The organism is Vibrio sp. 3-2(1) (assembly GCF_963887575.1).
Taxonomy (GTDB): domain Bacteria; phylum Pseudomonadota; class Gammaproteobacteria; order Enterobacterales; family Vibrionaceae; genus Vibrio; species Vibrio anguillarum.
In genome coordinates this window covers 544,916-566,731 of record NZ_CAWPGB010000011.1, presented here as the reverse complement: position 1 = coordinate 566,731, position 21,816 = coordinate 544,916, and the positions used below count along the sequence as shown (strand labels likewise).

General features: G+C 44.1%; 23 protein-coding genes. 18 read left to right on the top strand and 5 right to left on the bottom strand.

The window, feature by feature from the left end; all coding sequences use genetic code 11:
* The first annotated feature begins 67 nt into the window (after nt 1-67).
* The 14 genes from yceD to ptsG all read left to right on the top strand — a co-directional run bounded on the left by yceD (nt 68) and on the right by ptsG (nt 12,490).
* Nucleotides 68-592 carry a 23S rRNA accumulation protein YceD gene (yceD, locus tag AACQ79_RS05160; RefSeq protein WP_170898673.1) on the top strand — a complete coding sequence of 175 codons (525 nt, stop codon included), beginning with the start codon at nt 68-70 and terminating at the stop codon, nt 590-592.
* Between the two features lie 33 nt (nt 593-625).
* The gene (gene rpmF / locus AACQ79_RS05155; protein ID WP_010319119.1) at nt 626-796 is read left to right on the top strand and encodes a 50S ribosomal protein L32; all 171 of its coding nucleotides are present in this window, start codon (nt 626-628) and stop codon (nt 794-796) included.
* A 9-nt stretch (nt 797-805) separates the two neighbouring features.
* Nucleotides 806-1,831: a phosphate acyltransferase PlsX gene (gene plsX, locus AACQ79_RS05150; protein ID WP_017042562.1), complete on the top strand. Its 1,026-nt coding sequence runs from the start codon at nt 806-808 to the stop codon at nt 1,829-1,831.
* A 5-nt stretch (nt 1,832-1,836) separates the two neighbouring features.
* Nucleotides 1,837-2,787, top strand: coding sequence for a beta-ketoacyl-ACP synthase III (locus AACQ79_RS05145; RefSeq protein ID WP_010319117.1), 951 nt, complete (start codon nt 1,837-1,839; stop codon nt 2,785-2,787).
* A gap of 63 nt (nt 2,788-2,850) precedes the next feature.
* Entirely contained in the window at nt 2,851-3,774 is a 924-nt protein-coding gene (gene fabD / locus AACQ79_RS05140) for an ACP S-malonyltransferase (protein WP_017048547.1), read from the top strand.
* 19 nt (nt 3,775-3,793) lie between these two features.
* A complete protein-coding gene (gene fabG / locus AACQ79_RS05135; RefSeq protein WP_026027249.1) occupies nt 3,794-4,528 on the top strand; it encodes a 3-oxoacyl-ACP reductase FabG in 735 nt (244 codons plus the stop codon).
* A 234-nt stretch (nt 4,529-4,762) separates the two neighbouring features.
* Nucleotides 4,763-4,996: an acyl carrier protein gene (gene acpP, locus AACQ79_RS05130; protein ID WP_014204679.1), complete on the top strand. Its 234-nt coding sequence runs from the start codon at nt 4,763-4,765 to the stop codon at nt 4,994-4,996.
* 90 nt (nt 4,997-5,086) lie between these two features.
* Nucleotides 5,087-6,331 carry a beta-ketoacyl-ACP synthase II gene (gene fabF / locus AACQ79_RS05125; protein ID WP_026028275.1) on the top strand — a complete coding sequence of 415 codons (1,245 nt, stop codon included), beginning with the start codon at nt 5,087-5,089 and terminating at the stop codon, nt 6,329-6,331.
* A 77-nt stretch (nt 6,332-6,408) separates the two neighbouring features.
* A complete protein-coding gene (gene pabC, locus AACQ79_RS05120; RefSeq protein ID WP_096036557.1) occupies nt 6,409-7,206 on the top strand; it encodes an aminodeoxychorismate lyase in 798 nt (265 codons plus the stop codon).
* Complete coding sequence (gene mltG, locus AACQ79_RS05115; protein WP_096036556.1) at nt 7,203-8,219, top strand: endolytic transglycosylase MltG; 1,017 nt, start codon at nt 7,203-7,205, stop codon at nt 8,217-8,219. Before pabC ends, mltG begins: the two co-directional genes overlap by 4 nt.
* A complete protein-coding gene (gene tmk / locus AACQ79_RS05110; RefSeq protein ID WP_094123824.1) occupies nt 8,216-8,860 on the top strand; it encodes a dTMP kinase in 645 nt (214 codons plus the stop codon). The genes mltG and tmk overlap by 4 nt, the downstream gene beginning before the upstream one ends.
* 9 nt (nt 8,861-8,869) lie before the next feature.
* Nucleotides 8,870-9,856 carry a DNA polymerase III subunit delta' gene (holB, locus tag AACQ79_RS05105; RefSeq protein ID WP_094151321.1) on the top strand — a complete coding sequence of 329 codons (987 nt, stop codon included), beginning with the start codon at nt 8,870-8,872 and terminating at the stop codon, nt 9,854-9,856.
* Complete coding sequence (locus AACQ79_RS05100) at nt 9,847-10,632, top strand: TatD family hydrolase (protein ID WP_170898670.1); 786 nt, start codon at nt 9,847-9,849, stop codon at nt 10,630-10,632. Before holB ends, AACQ79_RS05100 begins: the two co-directional genes overlap by 10 nt.
* A gap of 427 nt (nt 10,633-11,059) precedes the next feature.
* Nucleotides 11,060-12,490: a PTS glucose transporter subunit IIBC gene (ptsG, locus tag AACQ79_RS05095; protein ID WP_013856413.1), complete on the top strand. Its 1,431-nt coding sequence runs from the start codon at nt 11,060-11,062 to the stop codon at nt 12,488-12,490.
* 362 nt (nt 12,491-12,852) lie between these two features.
* On the opposite strand, the gene AACQ79_RS05090 is transcribed toward ptsG, so the two are convergent.
* The 3 genes from AACQ79_RS05090 to AACQ79_RS05080 all read right to left on the bottom strand — a co-directional run bounded on the left by AACQ79_RS05090 (nt 12,853) and on the right by AACQ79_RS05080 (nt 15,566).
* On the bottom strand, nt 12,853-12,948 hold the full coding sequence (locus AACQ79_RS05090; protein WP_010319106.1) for a MetS family NSS transporter small subunit: 96 nt from the start codon (nt 12,946-12,948) through the stop codon (nt 12,853-12,855).
* Nucleotides 12,948-14,408, bottom strand: coding sequence for a sodium-dependent transporter (locus AACQ79_RS05085; RefSeq protein ID WP_017045264.1), 1,461 nt, complete (start codon nt 14,406-14,408; stop codon nt 12,948-12,950). Before AACQ79_RS05085 ends, AACQ79_RS05090 begins: the two co-directional genes overlap by 1 nt.
* Before the next feature lie 477 nt (nt 14,409-14,885).
* Nucleotides 14,886-15,566: an outer membrane beta-barrel protein gene (locus tag AACQ79_RS05080; protein ID WP_170898667.1), complete on the bottom strand. Its 681-nt coding sequence runs from the start codon at nt 15,564-15,566 to the stop codon at nt 14,886-14,888.
* A gap of 38 nt (nt 15,567-15,604) precedes the next feature.
* Here AACQ79_RS05080 and cydH point away from each other — a divergent pair, with 38 nt between their 5' ends.
* Complete coding sequence (gene cydH / locus AACQ79_RS05075; RefSeq protein ID WP_094123948.1) at nt 15,605-15,694, top strand: cytochrome bd-I oxidase subunit CydH; 90 nt, start codon at nt 15,605-15,607, stop codon at nt 15,692-15,694.
* An 18-nt stretch (nt 15,695-15,712) separates the two neighbouring features.
* A complete protein-coding gene (locus AACQ79_RS05070) occupies nt 15,713-16,912 on the top strand; it encodes a patatin-like phospholipase family protein (protein ID WP_170898665.1) in 1,200 nt (399 codons plus the stop codon).
* Between the two features lie 18 nt (nt 16,913-16,930).
* Here the strand turns inward: AACQ79_RS05070 and pyk are convergent, their stop codons facing one another.
* Nucleotides 16,931-18,379, bottom strand: coding sequence for a pyruvate kinase (gene pyk, locus AACQ79_RS05065; protein ID WP_017045267.1), 1,449 nt, complete (start codon nt 18,377-18,379; stop codon nt 16,931-16,933).
* 279 nt (nt 18,380-18,658) lie between these two features.
* Here pyk and mlc point away from each other — a divergent pair, with 279 nt between their 5' ends.
* Nucleotides 18,659-19,876 carry a sugar metabolism global transcriptional regulator Mlc gene (gene mlc, locus AACQ79_RS05060; protein ID WP_013856420.1) on the top strand — a complete coding sequence of 406 codons (1,218 nt, stop codon included), beginning with the start codon at nt 18,659-18,661 and terminating at the stop codon, nt 19,874-19,876.
* 90 nt (nt 19,877-19,966) lie between these two features.
* Nucleotides 19,967-20,911: a chemotaxis protein CheV gene (locus tag AACQ79_RS05055; RefSeq protein WP_170898662.1), complete on the top strand. Its 945-nt coding sequence runs from the start codon at nt 19,967-19,969 to the stop codon at nt 20,909-20,911.
* Between the two features lie 126 nt (nt 20,912-21,037).
* Here AACQ79_RS05055 and AACQ79_RS05050 read toward each other — a convergent pair whose 3' ends face one another.
* Complete coding sequence (locus AACQ79_RS05050; protein ID WP_013856422.1) at nt 21,038-21,781, bottom strand: YciK family oxidoreductase; 744 nt, start codon at nt 21,779-21,781, stop codon at nt 21,038-21,040.
* Nucleotides 21,782-21,816: the final 35 nt, after the last annotated feature.

The window sequence follows — 21,816 nt, the reverse complement described above, 5'->3', positions numbered from 1 at the left end:
GGAAAAAACGAACTTTTTTGCCTTTTTCTTTGACTAAAACCGATTTGGAAGATAATATTCGCGCCCTATGCAAAAGGTAAAAATACCGCGATCGATTGATCCGGCTAAAGCGGCTCAAAAACGGCTTGATTGTGATGGTATCATCCAACTCAATCTTTTTAAGCGTTTAGAAGAATCAGTCGCAGGCGTTAAACGCGACGCACAAGTCTCATTGTCATTTGGGCTTGATGAACAGCGACTAGTTGTTATCTCTGGTAAAGCTAACATCTCTGTCGATTTAGAGTGTCAACGCTGTAACAAGGTTTTCGCACATGAGTGCGAAGTCCAATTCAAGTATACTCCTTACTTGGGGAGTAAAACGGATGAAGACGCACCGGAAGAGTACGATTTGGTAGATCCGAATGAGTACGGTGAGATCGACCTTGTACAATTAGTTGAAGACGAGTTCATCATTAATTTGCCACAAGTAGCAATGCACGATAGAGCGGAATGTAGCGTTAATTCAGACAATTTAGTATTTGGTGAACTTCCAGAAGAACTAGCGGAAGAAAAGCCGAATCCATTTGATGTTTTAAAAAACTTAAAACGATAATTCGTTATAGGTTAAGACAAAGGAGTAGGGTCAATGGCCGTACAAAAGAGCAAAAAATCACGCGCACGTCGTGGCATGCGTCGTTCACATGATGCGCTAACTACATCTGCACTATCTGTAGATGCGACTTCAGGTGAAACTCACCTACGTCACAACATGACTGCTGACGGTTATTACCGTGGCAAAAAGGTTATCAGCAAGTAAGGTTGACCTTTGCAATATTTAACCGTTGCACTTGATGCAATGGGCGGGGATTTCGGTCCTCGCGTAACAGTGCCTGCCGCCGTGCAGGCACTGTCGCATTTCCCAGAGCTCAAAGTGATCCTCGTTGGTGATCAAGTTTTGATCACACATCAATTATCTCAATTAGGTTATGAACTTAATACTCGCTTGAGTATTTTGCACAGTGACCGCGTTATTTCTAACTCCGAAAAACCTTCTCTGGCCTTACGCAATAGTGCTGGAAGTTCAATGGGCATAGCAATTGACCTAGTTTCTGATAGCCGTGCTGATGCTTGTGTCAGTGGTGGTAATACAGGTGCGCTCATGGCGTTATCTCGTTTTCGTCTGAAATTGCTGCCCGGCATTGATCGTCCTGCATTAGTTTCAGCGTTGCCGACGGCTTCAGGTCAACGCACTTGGATGCTGGATTTGGGTGCGAACGTATCAAGTGATGCAGATTCTCTGTTTCAATTTGCTGTCATGGGGAGTGCGCTAGCCGAACAGCATTTAGGCCGCTCTGCAAAAGTTGCCATCCTTAATATTGGTGCGGAAGAGATTAAAGGGAATGATTTAGTGAAGCGTTGCGCTGAAATGTTGAATCAAACTCAGGCCGTCAACTATATCGGCTATATCGAAGGTAATCAGTTGTTGGATGATGTCGCTGATGTGATTGTTTGCGATGGTTTCGTCGGCAATGTTTGCCTGAAAGCATGTGAAGGCACAGCACAACTCTTTATTGATAAGTTAAAAAGCCAACTTTTGGGCTCATCCATAAAGGGTTGGATTGCACGAAAACTGTTTTCTTCATTATTTACTGAACTAAAAACATTGAACCCCGACCAGTATAACGGCGCAAGTTTGTTAGGATTGCGCGGCATTGTCATAAAAAGTCATGGAAGTGCTGATGTACTCGCCGTCGTGAATGCGATTTCCGAAGCGGTACACGAGGTCAAACGACAAGTCCCCAGCCGTATAAGCGATCGTTTGGAAGCGGTTTTACTCGAGAGGCATTATTAGTCTTCATGTATAGCAAAATTTTAGGTACTGGCAGCTACTTGCCATCTCAGGTGCGTACCAACGCAGATTTAGAGAAAATGGTAGAGACAAGCGATGAGTGGATTATTGCCCGTACTGGTATTCGTGAGCGCCGCATTTGCGCGGAGAATGAAACCGTTGCGGATATGGCTTTCTATGCAGCGCAAAATGCCATTCAAATGGCCGGCATTGATAAAAACGATATTGATCTGATTATTGTTGCAACAACCAGCAGTAGCCATGCATTTCCTTCGGCAGCATGTCAGGTGCAAGGTAAGCTTGGCATCAAAGGATGTCCCGCTTTTGATTTAGCGGCGGCTTGTTCGGGTTTTGTCTATGGATTATCGATTGCAGATCAACACATCAAATCGGGTATGTGTAAAAACATTCTTGTCATTGGTGCTGATGCCTTGTCTAAAACCTGCGATCCAACAGACCGCTCGACAATCATTTTATTTGGTGATGGCGCAGGCGCCGTCATTATTGGTGCAAGTGAAGAGCCAGGAATTTTGTCGACTCATATCTATTCTGATGGTGAGTTTGGCGAGCTCTTGAGTTTACCTGTTCCAGAGCGTGGTGGTGATGCTGATAAATGGCTCTATATGGCGGGTAATGAAGTCTTTAAAGTGGCAGTGACGCAACTCTCTAAGCTTGTTAAAGATACGCTTGCTGCCAATAACATGCACAAATCAGAATTAGATTGGTTAGTGCCTCATCAAGCTAACTATCGCATTATTTCCGCGACCGCGAAAAAACTATCGATGTCACTTGACCAAGTCGTAATAACGCTTGATCGCCATGGTAATACGTCTGCCGCTACCGTCCCAACCGCGCTCGATGAAGCCGTGCGAGATGGTCGAATTCAACGTGGTCAAACGTTATTGCTTGAAGCCTTCGGTGGTGGTTTTACTTGGGGCTCGGCACTCGTTAAGTTTTAAGCGGATAGATTTTTATTTTAAGGGGTTGGTTCAACCTCTTGTTTTTACTTAAGGAAACAAACAATGAGCAAGTTTGCTATCGTATTTCCAGGTCAAGGCTCGCAATCAGTTGGTATGCTTGCGGAACTTGGTCAGCAGTATGATGTCATTCAACAGACATTTGCCGAAGCTTCTGAAGTGCTGGGTTATGATTTATGGGCATTGGTACAAAATGGCCCAGTAGAAGATCTTAACCAAACCTCTCGTACCCAACCGGCATTACTCGCTTCTTCTGTTGCCCTTTGGCGGCTATGGCAAAGCCTAGGTTTAGATCAGCCAGCCTTGCTTGCAGGCCATAGCTTGGGTGAGTATTCCGCACTGGTGTGTGCTGGTGTAGTTGACTTTAAGCAAGCCATCAAATTAGTAGAGCTGCGCGGTCAGTTAATGCAAGAAGCCGTTCCGGCAGGCGTAGGCGCGATGTCGGCTATTATCGGTCTTGATGATGAGCTGATAGCAAAAGCGTGTGAAGAAGCAGCTCAAGGTGAAGTGGTTTCACCGGTTAACTTTAACTCGCCAGGCCAAGTTGTCATCGCAGGCAATAAAGATGCAGTTGAACGTGCGGGTCAGTTATGTAAAGAGGCCGGAGCAAAGCGCGCGCTGCCATTGCCAGTTTCTGTTCCTTCTCACTGTGCTTTAATGAAGCCAGCAGCAGACAAGTTAGCGGTTGCATTACAATCGATTGAATTTCATGCACCACAAATTCCGGTTATCAATAATGTGGATGTAATAGCAGAAATTGATCCGGCCAAAATTAAAGATGCGTTAGTTCGTCAACTATACAGCCCTGTTCGTTGGACGGAATGTGTACAGTTGATGAGTGAGCAAGGCATAGAAAAGCTGCTTGAAGTTGGCCCAGGCAAAGTTTTGACGGGCCTGACTAAGCGCATTATTAAATCGCTTGAATCAGCAGCAGTGAATGATATTGCTTCACTTGATGCCGTTAAGTAATCAAAGGAAAGAATAGATGATGAACCTAGAAGGCAAAATTGCTCTCGTGACTGGCGCAAGCCGTGGTATTGGCCGAGCGATCGCTGAATTATTAGTTGAACGCGGTGCAACAGTGATCGGCACGGCGACTAGCGAAAGCGGTGCAGCGGCAATCAGTGAATATCTTGGTAATAATGGTAAAGGCCTAGCGCTGAACGTGACGGATGTGGAATCTATCGCAGCGACGCTGAAAACCATCAATGACGAGTTTGGCGTGATCGATATTCTTGTGAATAACGCCGGGATTACTCGTGATAATCTATTAATGCGCATGAAAGATGATGAATGGTCAGATATTATTGATACCAACTTAACGTCTATCTTCCGCTTATCGAAAGCGGTGCTACGTGGCATGATGAAAAAGCGCAATGGTCGCATCATCAATGTGGGCTCTGTGGTCGGTACTATGGGTAACGCTGGTCAAACCAACTACGCAGCGGCAAAAGCGGGCGTAATTGGCTTTACTAAGTCTATGGCTCGTGAAGTTGCATCTCGTGGTGTGACGGTTAACACAGTTGCGCCAGGTTTTATCGAAACAGATATGACAAAAGCGCTGAATGATGACCAACGTACTGCTACACTAGCCCAAGTGCCAGCTGGCCGCTTAGGCGATCCACGCGAAATTGCGTCGGCAGTGGTATTTTTAGCTTCTCCAGAGGCTGCCTACATTACGGGTGAAACTTTGCACGTAAATGGCGGGATGTACATGGTATAAGTTGGTTTTTGAACGTTATTGATGAAATAAAGGCTTTGCTATTGTCAACAACGTGTAAAACTTGCTAACTATATGCGCAACATTTGTGCATGATTTAAGTCAAAAATGGTCTTAATTTCGGTTAAAATCGGTAAAATTGTGGTTTGACCAGCAATGACCCACTTGCAACTTTCCCTAGTTAGAATAAACTACGGAACCATCGCATTAGGCGAAATCTGTAAAGGAAAAGAAAACATGAGCAACATCGAAGAACGCGTAAAGAAAATCATTGTTGAACAGCTAGGTGTAGACGAAGCAGAAGTAAAGAATGAAGCTTCTTTCGTAGAAGATCTAGGTGCTGATTCTCTAGATACAGTTGAGCTAGTAATGGCTCTAGAAGAAGAATTCGATACTGAAATTCCAGATGAAGAAGCTGAGAAGATCACTACTGTTCAAGCTGCAATCGACTACGTAAACAGCGCTCAGTAATATCTCTCCCCAGGCGGCCCTCTGGCCGCCTGAGTTTTTCTAACTCTTCTATACCTCTCATAGAACTTTTCAACTCCGGAGAATATGATCGTGTCCAAGCGTCGTGTCGTTGTCACTGGCATGGGTATGTTGTCACCGGTAGGCAACACTGTAGAATCTTCTTGGAAAGCCCTGCTAGCTGGTCAAAGTGGTATCGTTAATATCGAACATTTTGATACCACCAATTTTTCAACTCGTTTTGCAGGTCTAGTCAAAGACTTTAACTGCGAAGAGTATATGTCTAAAAAAGATGCCCGTAAGATGGATCTCTTTATCCAGTACGGTATTGCGGCGGGTATCCAAGCACTTAATGATTCTGGTATCACAGTAACTCCAGAAAATGCCCCAAGAATCGGTGTTGCTATCGGCTCTGGTATTGGTGGTCTTGACTTGATTGAAACTGGCCATCATGCCTTGGTAGAAAAAGGCCCACGTAAAGTGAGCCCGTTCTTTGTACCCTCAACGATTGTCAACATGGTTTCAGGCAACTTGTCTATCATGCGTGGTCTTCGTGGTCCAAATATCGCTATTTCTACCGCATGCACAACAGGTTTACATAACATTGGCCATGCGGCACGTATGATTGCATACGGTGATGCCGATGCGATGGTGGCGGGTGGTGCAGAAAAAGCATCGACACCACTTGGCATGGCGGGTTTTGGCGCAGCAAAAGCATTGTCTACGCGTAATGATGAACCGCAAAAAGCGTCTCGTCCTTGGGACAAGGGCCGTGATGGCTTTGTTCTAGGCGATGGTGCGGGCGTTATGGTTCTTGAAGAATATGAACATGCTAAAGCACGCGGTGCGAAGATTTACGCTGAGTTAGTTGGCTTTGGTATGTCTGGTGATGCTTATCACATGACTTCACCAAGCGAAGACGGTTCAGGCGGTGCGTTAGCGATGGAAGCCGCGATGCGTGATGCGGGCGTAACAGGTACTCAAATCGGTTACGTCAACGCTCATGGTACTTCGACTCCAGCTGGTGATGTTGCGGAAATTAAAGGTGTTAAGCGCGCTTTAGGTGAAGAAGGTTCGAAACAAGTTCTTGTCTCTTCTACTAAATCGATGACTGGTCATTTGCTAGGCGCGGCTGGTTCTGTTGAAGCCATTATCACCGTTATGTCATTAGTTGACCAAATTGTTCCACCAACCATTAACCTTGATGATCCAGAAGAAGGTTTAGGCATTGATCTTGTTCCACACACTGCCCGCAAAGTGGAAGGTATGGAATATGCAATCTGTAACTCTTTTGGTTTTGGTGGTACGAACGGCTCGTTGATTTTCAAAAAAATCTAATGATTGTGGTTGTGACACTTGAGTTTGAACGGCTTGATGCTTAGCATTGAGCCGTTTCTTTTTGTGGGGTAAGCACGATGTTTTGGGTAAATGGACAGCCTAGTGACACTCTATCTCTTACTGATCGCTCTTTTCAGTATGGGGATGGTTGCTTCACAACGATTCTCGTTTGCGCTGGTGAGCTTCAATATTGGGATATGCACGTTGAACGCATGGAATCTTGTTTGCGGTGTTTAGCTATTCCCGCCCCTGATTGGCGGCAAGTTGAACATTGGCTCTCAACGATCGTTCCTCGTACCGCAAGATCCGGTGTGAAAATTCATATTAGCCGCGGACAAGGTGGTCGGGGTTATAGCCCTGCTAACGTTGGCGATTCTCAAGTCACTATCAGTACCTTTGAGTATCCAGCCCATTATGGTCAGTGGATAGCCGATGGTATCGAGCTTGGTGTATGCCAACAGCGGATGGGACTCTCGCCATTATTGGCGGGTCACAAACATAACAATCGACTAGAACAAGTTTTATTGAAGTCAGAGATGGATGCAAAAGGGTACGCTGACGGCATCGCGCTAGACATCAATGAGCATGTCATAGAAACTACGGTTGCAAATATTTTTTGGGTGTCAGGGGATAGGTTATGTACGCCAAACTTAGACAATGCAGGCGTAGCTGGGGTTATTCGTCGTGTATTATTGGCGGCGGCTACCGATCTCAAGGTTGAGATGAGAGCATTCTCATTAGAAGAGTTATTGTCGGCAGATGAAGTGTTTATTACTAACTCCTTATTAGGCGTTGCGCCTGTCACGGCAATTGCAAATACGATTTTCCCTATTGGTAAAATAACACGCTATTTTCAGGAGCGTTTTAACTCGTGATTAATCGAATTTTCGTTGTATTACTACTGATCATTATCGCCGTTGGAGCTGGATATTTCTACATTGAGCGACAGGTAGATGCTTATTTAGAACAGCCTCTATCGCTTCCTTCATCGCAAGTCGTGACCATAAAATCTGGTACAAGCCTTAATGGCGTATTAACGCTATTGAATGAGAAAAAATGGATAACGGATTTTTCGATGTACAAGTTAGTGCGACGTCTGCATCCTGAAATAACCAAAATTAAGGCGGGAACTTACCAAGTACAACCCGGAGCTCGATTGATCGATCTCTTAAGTGACGTGATATCCGGTAAAGAGCATCAGTTTTCTATTACCTTTGTCGAAGGGAGCCGCTTTAATGAGTGGCGAGCTCTGCTTGCACAAACCGAAGGTGTGACAAACACGATAGCTGATTTGGCAGAAGCCGACATTGCCCAAAAATTAGGCATTGAGCAGCAAAAGCTTGAAGGACTATTTCTAGCGGAGACTTATCATTTCCCTTTTGGAACGACCGATTTTGAGATCCTAAAAAGGGCCAATAGACGTCTTGAGAAAATACTCGATCAACATTGGGCCAATCGCCAGCCAAATCTGCCAATTAAAACGCCTTATGAAGCGTTGATTTTGGCGTCAATTATTGAAAAGGAAACGGCTATTGCTTCAGAGCGAGGGCGCATTGCCTCCGTTTTTGTCAATCGACTCAATAAACGGATGCGGCTACAGACTGATCCTACGGTCATTTACGGGCTTGGCGATGCCTACGATGGCAATCTTCGTAAAAAAGACTTAAGAACACCGACGCCATTTAATACTTATACTATTTTTGGTTTACCTCCTACGCCTATTGCGATGGCGGGGGAAGCCTCAATCAAAGCGGCATTAAACCCAGAGCAGAGTAATTATTTGTATTTTGTTGCCAGTGGCTCTGGTGGACACGTTTTTTCTAAAACATTGAATGAACATAATCGCGCTGTTCGCGCTTATTTAAAACAGTTAAGAACCCAGTCATGAATGCTAAATTTATTGTTGTAGAAGGTTTAGAAGGCGCAGGAAAAAGCACTGCTATTCAATCCATTAGAGAAACACTTATTGAGTTCGGCGTGACAAATATCACTCATACTCGTGAGCCGGGTGGAACTGTTTTAGCAGAAAAAATGCGCGCCTTAGTCAAAGAAGAGCATGAAGGTGAAGTGCTTCAGGATATGACTGAGCTGTTATTAATGTACGCCGCTCGTGTTCAATTGGTTGAAAATGTGATTAAGCCTGCACTTGCGGCTGGTTCGTGGGTGGTTGGTGATCGCCATGATATGTCCTCTCAAGCCTACCAAGGTGGTGGGAGGCAAATTCCGCTAGAAACGATGCAAAACCTTAAAAAGGTAACGCTAGGTGATTTTAAGCCAGATTTTACTCTCTATTTGGACCTAGATCCGAGCATCGGTTTAGAAAGAGCAAGAGGTCGAGGTGAGCTTGATCGTATCGAAAAAATGGATATTGGTTTTTTTGAGCGCACGCGTGAACGTTACCTTGCCCTAGCTAAGGAAGATAAAAGCGTGGCCGTGATTAATGCTGAACAAACAATAGAAGCGGTGGCATTCTCTATCAAAGCAGCGTTAAACCAGTTTCTAGAAACCAATATGCTAGAGAGAAACTAGGGCTAAACATTGAGTAACAAATTGATGATAAATGATCTGTATCCTTGGTTAGCAGGCTATTGGCTTCAGTGGCAAACCAGCCTCAATAACCAGCAGTTCCCTGCGGCGAGCTTACTCGTTTCTCCCTCAGGGCTGGGCGCTGAACGGCTCATTGAGAAGTTGAGTGCAGCAGTGATGTGTTCGCATGGCCATTCAGAAGCGTGTGGGTTTTGTCATAGCTGCGAATTGATGAAGTCTGGTAGTCACCCTGATTTTCATCTGATCTCGCCTGAAAAAGAGGGGAAGGCGATTACCGTTGATCAAATTAGGCAATGCAATAAGTTGGCTCAAGAATCGGCGCAGCTTTCTGGTGCTCGCTTTATCGTTATTAATCCCGCCGATTCCATGAATGAATCAGCAGCGAATGCACTGCTCAAAACGTTAGAAGCTCCGGGGCGCAATTGTTTTTTCTTACTTGTCGCCTCTCGTATCAACCCATTACTCCCAACCATTATCAGTCGCTGTCAAAAAACGGTGCTGACACCACCGAGCAGTGAACAAGTCTCGCATTGGTTAAGTGAACAGACATCGCAACCTGTCCCTCCTTATGCGGCGCATTTAAATGGTTATTCACCACTAAATACGTTGGCGTTTATTCAATCGGGAGAGTTAGCAAAATATCAGGCTTTTGAGCAAAATATTGCTCATTGCTTAACCGATACTAGTGCCGATATTTCCGCTTGTGTGAAGCAGATTAATGAGGCACCTACCCAATATTTGGCTTGGTTGTGGACCATGTTGACCGATACGCAAAAGGTACAATTTGGCGTGGTTGAACAGCAGCAGCTTCCTATTAGCCTTCGATTAGCAAAACAGATCAGCTACCCAGTACTTTATCGCCAAACCAAGGCATTAACTCGTTTGATGGAAGAACTAAAGACGTTTAGTGGGCTCAATAGCGAGCTACTGATCAGCGATTGGCTATTTAACTTTAATGATGAGAAAACATGTTTGTAGATTCGCACTGCCACTTAGATAAACTTGATTACGATACGCTCCATATCGATGTTGCTGATGTAGTAGAAAAAGCTCGTCAAGCCAATGTTAAGCAATTGCTTTCTGTTGGCGTAACGCTGGATTCTTTTGAACCAATGTTAGAGCTTATTCAGCCCTTTGATAATGTTCATGCTTCTTGTGGTGTTCATCCACTTGACGTTGAAAGTCATTTTGAATTGACCCGCTTCCATCAATACGCGAGTCATCCCAAAGTGGTGGCGATTGGCGAAACGGGGCTAGATTATCACTATCAACCGGAAACGGCTGAATTACAGAAGTTACGGTTTTCACAGCACATTGAAACCGCCGTTGCCCTTAACAAACCTTTGATTATTCATACACGAAATGCCCGGGCTGATACTCTTGAAATGCTCCGTAATGGTGGGGCAGAAAGGTGCGGTGGTGTTATCCATTGTTTTACTGAAGATCTTGCCTTTGCACAAGCCGCTATGGAGCTTGGCTTTTATATTTCTATCTCAGGAATTGTCACGTTTAGACAAGCGACAGAATTGAAAGAAGTTGTGAAGGCGCTGCCCTTGGAACGCTTGCTGATTGAAACTGATTCCCCTTATCTTGCGCCGGTTCCACACCGTGGTCAGCAAAATCAGCCAGCCTACGTTGTTGAGGTTGCTGCTTATATTGCACAGCTAAAAAGTCTGTCATTAAAAGTAATTGAAGAAAAAACGACCGAAAATTACCAAAATCTTTTTTTGCGACGGAAAGTTGAATTGTCGTGAGAAATGCGTGTAAGACGGCGTTTTTTATCAAGTTCGCGTGATAATTAACAACTTATTACCTTGTTTACTTAATCTGTTGAAAAAATAAGCTTGAAAGTTAAAATTGTAATTTTGTTACTAAAAATAACAAGTGCGCTAATTTTATTCACTCTGTGAAATTAATGGTATTGTTAACAATGTCATTATAAAACATGAAGTTATATTAATTGATTGGCAGGGTTTACACCCTCCCGCATTGTGATCGGTCTATTGTTTTGAAACAAAATTTCGTTACTAACTAGAAAGTTTGAGTGGCATCAAGATATATTTAGAGGCGAAAAATATAATGCGATATGTGGTTACATTTTCATTGGGTGCTAACATTTAGGCTACGGGGGTGTGCCGTTAGAACCCAAACAATTCTAATAACTTAATCAGGAGCATAAACATGTTTAAAAACCTTTTTGCAAACCTGCAGAAAGTTGGTAAGGCTCTGATGCTTCCAGTATCAGTTTTACCAGTTGCGGGTATTTTGCTTGGTGTGGGTGCAGCGAACTTTAGCTGGCTACCAGAAGTTGTTTCACATTTAATGGAACAAGCTGGTGGTTCGGTTTTTGGTCAAATGGCACTACTCTTTGCAGTAGGTGTAGCATTAGGCTTCACGAATAACGATGGTGTTTCAGGCCTGTCAGCAATTGTTGGCTATGGCATCATGGTTGCGACGCTAAAAGTAATGGCAGTCGTAATGGGTGTTGATAACATCGAGACGGGCGTTCTTGGTGGTATCCTTGCAGGTGGTGTTGCTGCTTGGGCATTCAATCGTTTTTACAAAATTCAACTTCCTGAATATCTTGGCTTCTTCGCGGGTAAACGTGCAGTACCAATCATTACGGGTTTCCTTGCGATTGCTCTAGGTATTGTTTTATCTATCATTTGGCCTCCTGTAGGTTCAGCTATCGCAACATTCTCTGATTGGGCTGCTAACCAAAACCCAGTAACCGCATTTGGTATCTACGGTGTTGTTGAGCGTTCATTGATTCCATTTGGTCTTCACCACATCTGGAACGTGCCTTTCTTCTATGAAGCAGGTACATGTACCAACAATGCAGGTACTACCGTTCACGGTATCATGACTTGTTTCTTGACTGCTGATGATGCGTCTCGCGCTGCAGGTAACGGTTTCGGTCAACTAGCGGGTGGCTACCTATTCAAAATGTTCGGTCTTCCAGCTGCAGCAATTGCAATTGCACACAGTGCTAAACCAGAAAACCGTGCCAAAGTAATGGGTATCATGGCGTCAGCTGCATTGACTTCATTCCTAACGGGTATTACAGAACCTATTGAGTTCTCGTTCCTATTCATCGCTCCAGTACTTTATGTTGTTCATGCTTTGCTAGCTGGTCTTGCTTATGTATTGACTAACGCTCTAGGTGTTGTTCACGGTCACACGTTCTCGAACGGTTTCATTGACTTTGTTGTTCAATCTCCTCGTGCTGAAAACATGTTGCTATTGGTTGGTCTAGGTATTGCTTATGCAGTTCTATACTATGTCGTGTTTACTTTCGTTATCCGTACGATGAACCTGAAAACTCCTGGTCGTGAAGATGAATCTGAAGAGGCTTCTTCTGCTACAGGTAGTGAGTTAGCTGGTGAACTTGTTGCAGCCTTTGGTGGTAAAGAAAACATCACTAACCTAGATGCATGTATTACTCGTCTACGCGTTTCTGTTGCTAAAACAGAAGCAGTAAACCAAGAGAAATTGAAACAGCTTGGTGCTGCGGGTGTTGTTGTTGTATCGGGTGGCGTTCAAGCTATCTTTGGTACTAAGTCTGACAACCTTAAAACTGAAATGGATGAGTGGATCCGTAACCACGGTTAATTCATATCTTTTCATTCCCCTATAAAAAAGGAGGCGAAAGCCTCCTTTTCTTTTGCCGCTAACTCGTTCATCAGCCATCCCCTATTTTTATAAGTTGATCATTGCCATCTCATTTATTAGTTGAGTTGTCCGCTTGCGGCGATAAGACGGATCTCACACTTGGCTTGTTGACTTAATTCTCTTTTATCTCAAACGATAATCAAGTAAGGGCTATTTCGCTCTATTCCTTTATTCACATCACTTGTTTAATTTTGCTGTGGTTTTGGTGGCATGAATAGGTTTGGCTTCAAGAGGCAGGTGTAGCGGTTGTCGACAGGCATAAAAAAAGCCGATGATGACATCGGCTTTTAGAATCAACAGGATTATTGTTTGTTCATGGCTTTTTTAATGCAGATGGCGGCGCCACCCCACGTAATGCCCAAACCAATAATCATCATAATAATTGCACTTGTCGTCATTAGTTGCACTCCTTGCGGCTTGTTGCATTGATTGTTACGCCTATAGCGAATAGTAACCCGATCATGACCCATCCTAGGGTGAGGTCATAACCACCGTAACCTTCTGTGAATAGAGCGTTCAGTTTTGTGGCGACAATAATGGCCAAAATTACAGGTGAGATAAAGCGCAGACAAATATCAAACCACACGCCAATATTGAAATCGGAAATGCTGTTCACGTATTTGCGTACGTCAGAAATCTTAAATAGCCATGCCATGAGCGTAAGTTCCACTAGACAGCTCGCCATAATGCCCACGTTGTTTGCGAAGTGGTCGACAAGGTCGAGTAGCAACAGGCCACCGTTGGTCGCAAAGGCCATTGAAACCAAAAACCCTACACTGATAACTACATTAGCGGCCTTTTTACGGCTCCATTTTAGCTTATCGATGACGGCTGAGGTGACGGCTTCAATGATTGATATGTGTGAGCTTAGGCCTGCAACAACAAGTGCAAAGAAGAAGATTGGCCCAAGAATATAGGGCGCTGGCAATAGGTTGATAGCCGCTGGCAACGTAACGAATGCAAGCCCAACGCCCGCAGACACGACTTCTGTCAACGGTTTGCCTTGTTCATGAGCCATGTAGCCAAGAACAGAGAAAATCATAATCCCCGCCAGAATTGAGAAACCACAGTTGATCAATACTGTCATGAAGGCGTTATTCGTTATGTCTGATTTCTCAGGAAGGTAGCTGGAATACGCCAGCATGATGGCAAAACCAATACTTAGGGTGAAGAAAATCTGTCCATAAGCAGCAGCCCAAACCTTCACATCCCAGATCTTGTCAAAGTCAGGCTCAAACATGTAGTTCACACCATCTAATGCACCTGGTAGGAAAATCATGCGGCCAATCAAAAGCAGTACCATGATAAACAGTATTGGCATCATGATTTTTGAAGCGCGTTCGATTCCAGATTTCACTCCACCGACGATAGCAGCATAAGTAATGGCCCATGCAATCAGCATTGCAATGGCGATTTTCCATTGAATACTACCGAGATTGGTCGGTGAATTATCGCCTAGTGCTAAATAGTTGCTAAAGAAGAAAGCATTAGTATCGGTTCCCCAACTTTGTGTAAACGACATACCAAAGTAGGAAATAGCCCAGCCAATAACGGCCACATAATACACAGCAATAATAGCGGCAACCCCTACTTGGAACCAACCTAACCATTCAAATTTTGCGTGAATTTTAGCCAGAGTGGCTGGTGCTGAACCGCGATGCTTTTGACCCATGCTGAACTCTAGGATCATAAACGGTATACCCGCTGTGATCATGGCGAAAAGGTAAGGGATGAAGAATGCACCACCCCCATTCTCATAAGCCATATAAGGGAAACGCCATATGTTTCCAAGACCGATAGCCGAACCTACGGCAGCCAGAATGAACCCTGCACGGGATCCCCATTGTTCTCGCTTCATTGTTTACTCCTTTACGACTTCCCTGAGGTATGAAGCTTCTCTTCGGCTGCGGAGCCAGTGTTGGAGTGATGAATACTATCGGTACACTAAATAGACCGTGAATATTTGCGCCATCATCCATGAACTGGCAAAAAGTTAGTGTTATATGTTGTCAGCTTTCAGAGAACTCAGAATATTGTTCTTAATAGTTCGATGTGTGTTTGCTGTATCTGAAATAATCAGCTACGCATGGGTTCGAGACTACAGACTAATCTAAGTTAAGGCAATAGATTGTAAATGTTATTCTCTGGTTTTTTGATGGTGTATTAGTTGTTAATTAATTGGGATTTAGGTGGAATGAACGTCATTTTTTAATAAGAATGGAATTTATAACTTCGTTGTCTAAAAAATATAAATGATAAAACTATTTTTTGTCGAAGAGTGTATGACTGAAAAACATACACTCACTAGTGAATCACACCACAATTTTATCTTGGTTTAAAAACGAACTGTTAGGCCGATATTAGCCGAAAATTGATTGATCCAATCAGATTTAAAACGAATCGCGCACGTTTCTGAAGAGGGCAGTGTGCAGGTTGCTGAAGTTTCGTTGTCAACAGAGGTACCTAACCAACGCACTTGGCTATTCAGCGCAATGTTATCGGTAAAGGCATACTCAAAACCCCCAAACAAGCTTGAAGAAAAACCATATTTATCTTTAGCCCAGTCAACATCCGTATAAGAACCACCGATACCTAGGCCTATATAAGCGGTCAATTGTTGGCTTGTCGGATAATAAATGCTGCTTTGAAAGTGGAGATAATGGATGTTGGCATCCGAGTTAATGGTTTCAACAGAGGTGTTTTGAGTGGCATAAAACAGACCAATTCGGCCTTTTTCGTAATCAGTTTCTATAGCGAGGCCATAACCAGAGGAAGCTTTTAAATCGTATTCATTGCTGGCTTGATCCTCGATTTCGCCCCCAATCATATACCCAAAAAAGGGAGAGACGATGACTTGCGCTTGTGCATAGTGAGCAGATAAAGCTCCGATGATAAGAATGATTTTATTGTATTGATGCATAATTATTAACCTAAGCCACTTTTTAACGATTAGGTTATTGTGATGGTAACTCCATAATTGTGCACGAAAAACCACCGATTCTTGAAGATACTTCACACTGATGTTATTACTTTGTTATCTGATAGGAGGTGGCTATGGAACTTGATCTAAAATATGCATTAGTGATTACTGCAACGGTCTTTACTATTCTCGTCGGTTTTGGTTTGATCGCTATCAGCCATTAATCAACGAGGGTTCTGCTGATGAACACTAGTGGAACTATCTCTGATAAAGAGACGAGAGCGGATTTAGATCGGCTCTCGAAGTACATTGGAGGAAAAAATGCATTGGTTGCCCAAGGTGGTGGTCAAAGAGGTATTTTTACCGCAGGTGTGTTAGATGCGTTCCTTCTTTCCAATTTTGACCCCTTTGATGAATTTTATGGCACCTCTGCAGGTGCATTGAATTTGTGCGCTTACCTATGCCGTCAACATGGGTTAGGTAAGGCTTTTATTTTAGAACTCACCACGGATGCTAATTTTTTTAATCTATTTAGCTACGTTCGGCGTAAGCAGTTCATGAACTTGGATTGGGCTTTAGATCGCATATCGGAATTTCCTTATCGGTTGGATGTCGATATGGGAGCCCAAGTCCTTGCGAAAAGAAAAGCTTATGCTGCTGTTACCTCAGCACACTCACTACACGACCATTATTTCCCGATATTAGAAAGTAACTGGCGAGAGGTGTTGATTGCCACCTGTGCGATTCCCCGCTTATATCCGCATGAAGTCAAGCTGGGTGATGACCTATATATTGATGGTGGAGTATCGGCATCAATTCCAGTTCAGGAGGCATGGCGTAGAGGTGCCCGTTTTGTTGCGGTAATCCGCACTGAATGCCCTGATGCCGACGCGGTAGAGAGTGGGTTACCGATGAAGCCGTTGCCTTCTGCTAAGCCTTACAACGAGGCTCATTGGTTACATGAACCTTTGCAAAATATTCAAGGTCAGTGGCGACAAAAATTGTCTTACTGGAAGCAAGAGTGGAGTGGTCTTCTCCATCAACAAATAGAACGTTCTAAGTTACAAAAACGTGAGCAAATGAATTTGGAGCTACTCAATGGTGGACGCTGGTTATTTGGCGCTGATGATATTTATCGCTTGAGTCATTTAATTGGTGACAAGTTTGATTCGGGGTTAGCGGATATGTTAATGGTGCATTACCAAACTTATTCTCTTACTCAAGAATTTTTGCGTGCGCCGCCGGATGATGTTTACATCCTACAGATTGTGCCCAGCGAACCATTGAGGTCAAGATCTCTCTTAAGCAGTCAAGAAGATCTGCTTTATGATTATGAGCTGGGACTGACGGCGGGTTATCGATTTATCGACCAATTTAACCAAGCGCAGTCGGCATATCAGTCCCGTATTGCATCATCGGATTATTTTCCCCGCGACCATTAAGTCAACGGGGAGAACGGGTTATTCAAGGACCGGCAGGATACGCATGCAGTTGGTTGACCCTTCGACATCCATAATGTCACCTTGAGTGATGATCACTAAGTCACCGAACTCTAACAATTTTTTCTCCTTAAGCGTATTGAGAGCTGCAACGGCCACATCAAAACCAGTATCTGCTTTGGTATCAAAATAGACGGGTGTGACTCCCCGATATAGAGCGCAGCGGTTTAAACTTCGTTCATTGGGCGACATAGCAAAGATAGGCAGTACAGAATTTAAGCGTGAGGTCATAAGCGCTGTTCTTCCTGATTCGGTCAGAGTCACCATGGCTTTGATTCCTTCCATGTGATTGGCCGCATAGATAGTGGACATCGCGATGGTCTCTTCAGCAGTCACAAACGAAGTATCGATTCGGTAATTTTGTTGGCTAGCTTCGATCATTTTTTCCGCACCGACACACACTTCGGCCATCGAACGAACCGTTTCTACTGGGTATTTCCCAGCAGCAGTTTCACCTGAAAGCATCACCGCATCGGTTCCGTCAAGCACCGCATTGGCAACATCCATTACCTCCGCGCGGGTTGGCATTGGGTTCTCTATCATTGACTCCATCATTTGTGTTGCTGTGATCACTACTCTATTGAGTGCCTTAGCGCGGCGGATCAGCTTTTTCTGCACACCAACCAGCTCAGGATCACCAATTTCTACCCCCAAGTCACCACGAGCGACCATGATCACATCGGAGGCCATAATGATGTCATCAATATTGTGATCACTGGCTACAGTTTCTGCCCGTTCCACTTTAGCCACGAGCTTGGCCTCAAGGCCTGCATCACGAGCGAGGCGGCGAGCGTATTTCATATCTTCGCCATTGCGAGGAAATGAAATGGCTAGATATTCAACCTGTATTTCGGCGGCGAGTAGTATGTCTCGTTTGTCTTTTTCGGTCAGCGCTTCCGCCGATAAACCGCCACCCTTTTTGTTGATGCCTTTGTTATTTGAAAGTGGGCCACCGACGGTGACTATGGTGTGTATTTTAGCACCATCGACTGCTGTAACGAGTAGTTGTACTCGTCCGTCGTCCAATAGCAGCAAGTCATCCTGTTGCACATCTTGTGGTAGTTTTTTGTAGTCAATGCCAACCGAGTCTTGGTCACCTTGCCCTGGGGGGAGCTCTGCATCAAGAACAAATCGGTCACCTTCATTTAAGTAGACTTTTCCTTCTTTAAATGTGGAGACCCTAATTTTTGGTCCTTGTAAATCACCAAGTAAAGCGACATGGCGACCCAACTTAGCAGCGATAGCTCTTACTCGTTGCGCTCGCAGTTTATGGTCCTCGGAGCTACCATGTGAAAAATTCATGCGCACAACATTTGCGCCAGCTTTGATAATCGCCTCTAATATCTCGCCTTTGTCTGTTGATGGGCCTAAAGTAGTCACGATTTTTGTTCTTCTTAACACAGCGGTCATTGTGTTCTCCTGATGGGGCGGGAATCTAGATTGAGTATATGCAAGATCTGGCGAAAGAAAGGGGATAAGAGTGAAATTTATCGACAGGTGTCAGATGATTTTTGTCACAAAAAAAGAGGAGTTTCATATTTTTTGAATGTAAACAAATGGCAGTTTATTGGCTAAATACACGAAGATCTAGGTATATCCGTGATGCTTGTCACGGCAATATACTAAAGCGCTTCACAATTACTTCGCAAAGTAAAAAAATTGGCATGTTATTGATTTCTGGAGCTCCCAATGTATATGGCGCAACCAGGCCATATTGATCATATCAAACAGGTCAATGCTGGTCGTGTATATAAACTCATCGACCAAAAAGGTCCCATTTCTCGCATCGATTTATCGAAGGAGAGTGAGCTTGCTCCGGCAAGTATTACCAAAATTACTCGTGAGTTAATTGAAGCTCATTTAATCCATGAAACGACAGTACAAGAAGCGATCAGCCGTGGCCGCCCAGCCGTTGGTTTACAAACCAATAATGAGGGATGGCAATTTTTATCCATGCGTTTAGGGCGTGGTTACCTAATCATTGCCCTGCATGAGTTGGGTGGTGAAGTGTTGATCGACACCAAAATTGAGATCCATGAGCTAGACCAAGATGACGTGCTCGCTAGGTTGCTTTACGAAATTGAAGAGTTTTTTCAAACCTACTCGTCGCAATTGGATCGAGTGACGAGTATCGCAATTACCTTGCCCGGTTTAGTGAATTCAGAGCAAGGGATTGTGCTGCAGATGCCTCATTACAATGTGGAAAATCTGGCTCTTGGTCCTGAAATTTATAAGGCGACGGGCCTACCTGTATTTGTGGCAAATGATACCCGAGCTTGGGCACTGGCTGAAAAGTTGTTTGGCCATTCGCAAGGCAATGAAAATTCGGTTCTTATCTCTATTCACCACGGTTTAGGGGCCGGCATTATCCTCGATGGCAGGGTGCTGCAAGGTCGGCACGGGAATATCGGTGAGTTAGGTCATATCCAAATTGATCCGCACGGTAAACGTTGCCATTGTGGCAATATTGGCTGTTTGGAGACAGTCGCCAGTTCGCAAGCAATTCGTGAAGAAGTGGCGCTGCGTATTGCAAACGGTGAGGTTTCATCATTGACCGAGCACAGTGAAATCACTATTGAAGATATCTGTGAGGCCGCAGCAGAGGGTGACCCATTAGCGGTGGATGTGATAGAGAAACTAGGGCGTTATTTAGGGGCCGCAATCGCAATTGTGATCAACCTGTTTAACCCAGAAAAAATTCTTATCGGTGGTGTTATCAACCAAGCTAAGAACGTGTTATACCCTGCATTGCAAAAATGCATCGAAGAGCAGAGCTTACCTGTCTATCATCAAGATCTCGAATTAGTGGAATCACGTTTTTATAAACAGGCAACCATGCCCGGTGCGGCTTTGATTAAACAAGCTCTCTATGATGGACTTTTGCTGATGAAAGTTGTCGAAGGTTAATTTTTTCGCGGTTAGATCATTTATATTTTTTACAATTAACCCATATGGCTATACTGTTATGTGAGTTCACTATAATTTTCGGGATTTCGTATGTCAGGTGTTTTAAATACGGTTGACCAGCGCACCAATCTTGTCGGAGAGAATCGACTTGAGTTGCTTTTATTCAGCTTAAATAGCCGGCAAATTTTTGCGATCAATGTATTTAAGGTGAGGGAAGTGATCAAAGTTCCTCAGTTAACGAAATTGCCCGGTTCTCATCATAATATTACGGGTGTAGCCTCATTGAGGGGAGTGCCAGTTCCTGTCATTGATTTGCGCAGTGCGATCGGTTTTCCTCCATCTCGCTTGGATAGCCAGGAACAGAACCTCATCATCACTGAGTACAATCGAACCATTCAAGGTTTTTTGGTTGGGCAAGTTCGCAATATTATCAATACCGCATGGACTGAAATTCAGCCACCACCGCGTTTAGCTGGCCGGTCTAATTACCTTACCGCTATCACCCATGTTAAAGAGGCCAACAGTAGCCATATTGTTGAAATCATTGATGTTGAAAAAGTGTTAGCTGAGATTATTGATTATGATGTTTCTATCTCAGAAGGCATTCTTGATCATGATTTGGTTGCGGAGATGGTCGGGCGAAAAATTCTGATTGTGGATGATTCTTCAACGGCTCGTAACCAAATAAAAGGGACGCTCTCACAGCTTGGTTTAGAAATTGTCGAATGCAGAGATGGCTTAGAAGCATTGAATCTTCTGAAGTCGTGGAGCGATGAAGGAAGAGATGTAACGAGTGAGCTTTTACTGATGATCACCGATGCTGAAATGCCAGAAATGGACGGCTATAAACTGACTTCCGAGATCCGTAACGATCCGAGAATGAAATCACTATTTATTACGTTAAACACGTCACTCAGTGGCAGCTTTAATGAAGCCATGGTACAAAAAGTGGGTTGTGATCGTTTTATCTCTAAATTCCAACCCGATTTATTAGTACAAGTGGCACAAGACCGATTACGTGATGTGCTTTCGTAAGATTTTTGGCCATCATCACAACAAAGTCGTCTCTAATGTGCCGACATGAAATAGTGATTTTTACCTCAAACGACAATGCCTTGCTGATGAGGCAAGGCATTGAAAGATTAAGAAAAAGCTAAGCCATTACTTTTTCGGTTGTGCATCGATACATTGACCATTCACAGCTTGGCCTTCCGGCGCCATTAAATAGAGATAAAGCGGCATGATATCTTTAGGCGTTTTCAACAACTCCACATCTTCAGCGGGATAAGCTTTAGCGCGCATGCCAGTACGCGTGCCACCGGGATTAATTGCATTCACTCGAATTGATGTGTTGCTTAGCTCATCAGCTAGCACTTGCATCATCCCTTCTGTGGCGAATTTTGACATAGCATAAGTGCCCCAAAAAGCACGACCATCATGGCCTACGGTTGAAGACGTAAATACAATTCGCGCATCTGGAGATTTGTGCAGCAATGGCAGCGCCGCTTGGCTGAGTAAGAATTGCGCTTTGACGTTGACCTGCATGACATCGTCATAAGAATCTTCACCGATCTGATCAAACGGGCTGATCACACCCAAAAGCCCCGCGTTATGTAGCACGCCATCTAAGCGACCAAACTGCTCTGCAATGGTATCGATCATATCGAGATAATGTTGCTTGGTGGCTCCTTTCATGTCCAGCGGAACAATCGCAGGTGTTGCGTAGCCAGCGTTTTCTATCTCATCATAAGTTTGTTCTAACTTTTTCACCGTGCGGCCGAGCAAAATGACGGTTGCGCCGTGGGCTGCATAGCTGATGGCGGCTTGTTTACCGATACCGTCGCCAGCACCTGTAACTAAAATGACTCTATCTTTGAGGGCATCTGCAGAAACTGAATAATCCACCTTGTGCTTCCTTATTGTTATGATTTGCTTTAAGT

What these genes read in the sequence shown, in the direction of transcription:
- yceD (WP_170898673.1), top strand. Translation starts at nt 68, where the DNA reads ATGCAAAAGGTAAAAATACCGCGATCGATTGATCCGGCTAAAGCGGCT.
- rpmF (WP_010319119.1), top strand. Translation starts at nt 626, where the DNA reads ATGGCCGTACAAAAGAGCAAAAAATCACGCGCACGTCGTGGCATGCGT.
- AACQ79_RS05145 (WP_010319117.1), top strand. Translation starts at nt 1,837, where the DNA reads ATGTATAGCAAAATTTTAGGTACTGGCAGCTACTTGCCATCTCAGGTG.
- fabD (WP_017048547.1), top strand. Translation starts at nt 2,851, where the DNA reads ATGAGCAAGTTTGCTATCGTATTTCCAGGTCAAGGCTCGCAATCAGTT.
- fabG (WP_026027249.1), top strand. Translation starts at nt 3,794, where the DNA reads ATGAACCTAGAAGGCAAAATTGCTCTCGTGACTGGCGCAAGCCGTGGT.
- acpP (WP_014204679.1), top strand. Translation starts at nt 4,763, where the DNA reads ATGAGCAACATCGAAGAACGCGTAAAGAAAATCATTGTTGAACAGCTA.
- pabC (WP_096036557.1), top strand. Translation starts at nt 6,409, where the DNA reads ATGTTTTGGGTAAATGGACAGCCTAGTGACACTCTATCTCTTACTGAT.
- tmk (WP_094123824.1), top strand. Translation starts at nt 8,216, where the DNA reads ATGAATGCTAAATTTATTGTTGTAGAAGGTTTAGAAGGCGCAGGAAAA.
- AACQ79_RS05100 (WP_170898670.1), top strand. Translation starts at nt 9,847, where the DNA reads ATGTTTGTAGATTCGCACTGCCACTTAGATAAACTTGATTACGATACG.
- ptsG (WP_013856413.1), top strand. Translation starts at nt 11,060, where the DNA reads ATGTTTAAAAACCTTTTTGCAAACCTGCAGAAAGTTGGTAAGGCTCTG.
- AACQ79_RS05090 (WP_010319106.1), bottom strand. Translation starts at nt 12,948, where the DNA reads ATGACGACAAGTGCAATTATTATGATGATTATTGGTTTGGGCATTACG.
- AACQ79_RS05085 (WP_017045264.1), bottom strand. Translation starts at nt 14,408, where the DNA reads ATGAAGCGAGAACAATGGGGATCCCGTGCAGGGTTCATTCTGGCTGCC.
- cydH (WP_094123948.1), top strand. Translation starts at nt 15,605, where the DNA reads ATGGAACTTGATCTAAAATATGCATTAGTGATTACTGCAACGGTCTTT.
- AACQ79_RS05070 (WP_170898665.1), top strand. Translation starts at nt 15,713, where the DNA reads ATGAACACTAGTGGAACTATCTCTGATAAAGAGACGAGAGCGGATTTA.
- pyk (WP_017045267.1), bottom strand. Translation starts at nt 18,379, where the DNA reads ATGACCGCTGTGTTAAGAAGAACAAAAATCGTGACTACTTTAGGCCCA.
- mlc (WP_013856420.1), top strand. Translation starts at nt 18,659, where the DNA reads ATGTATATGGCGCAACCAGGCCATATTGATCATATCAAACAGGTCAAT.
- AACQ79_RS05055 (WP_170898662.1), top strand. Translation starts at nt 19,967, where the DNA reads ATGTCAGGTGTTTTAAATACGGTTGACCAGCGCACCAATCTTGTCGGA.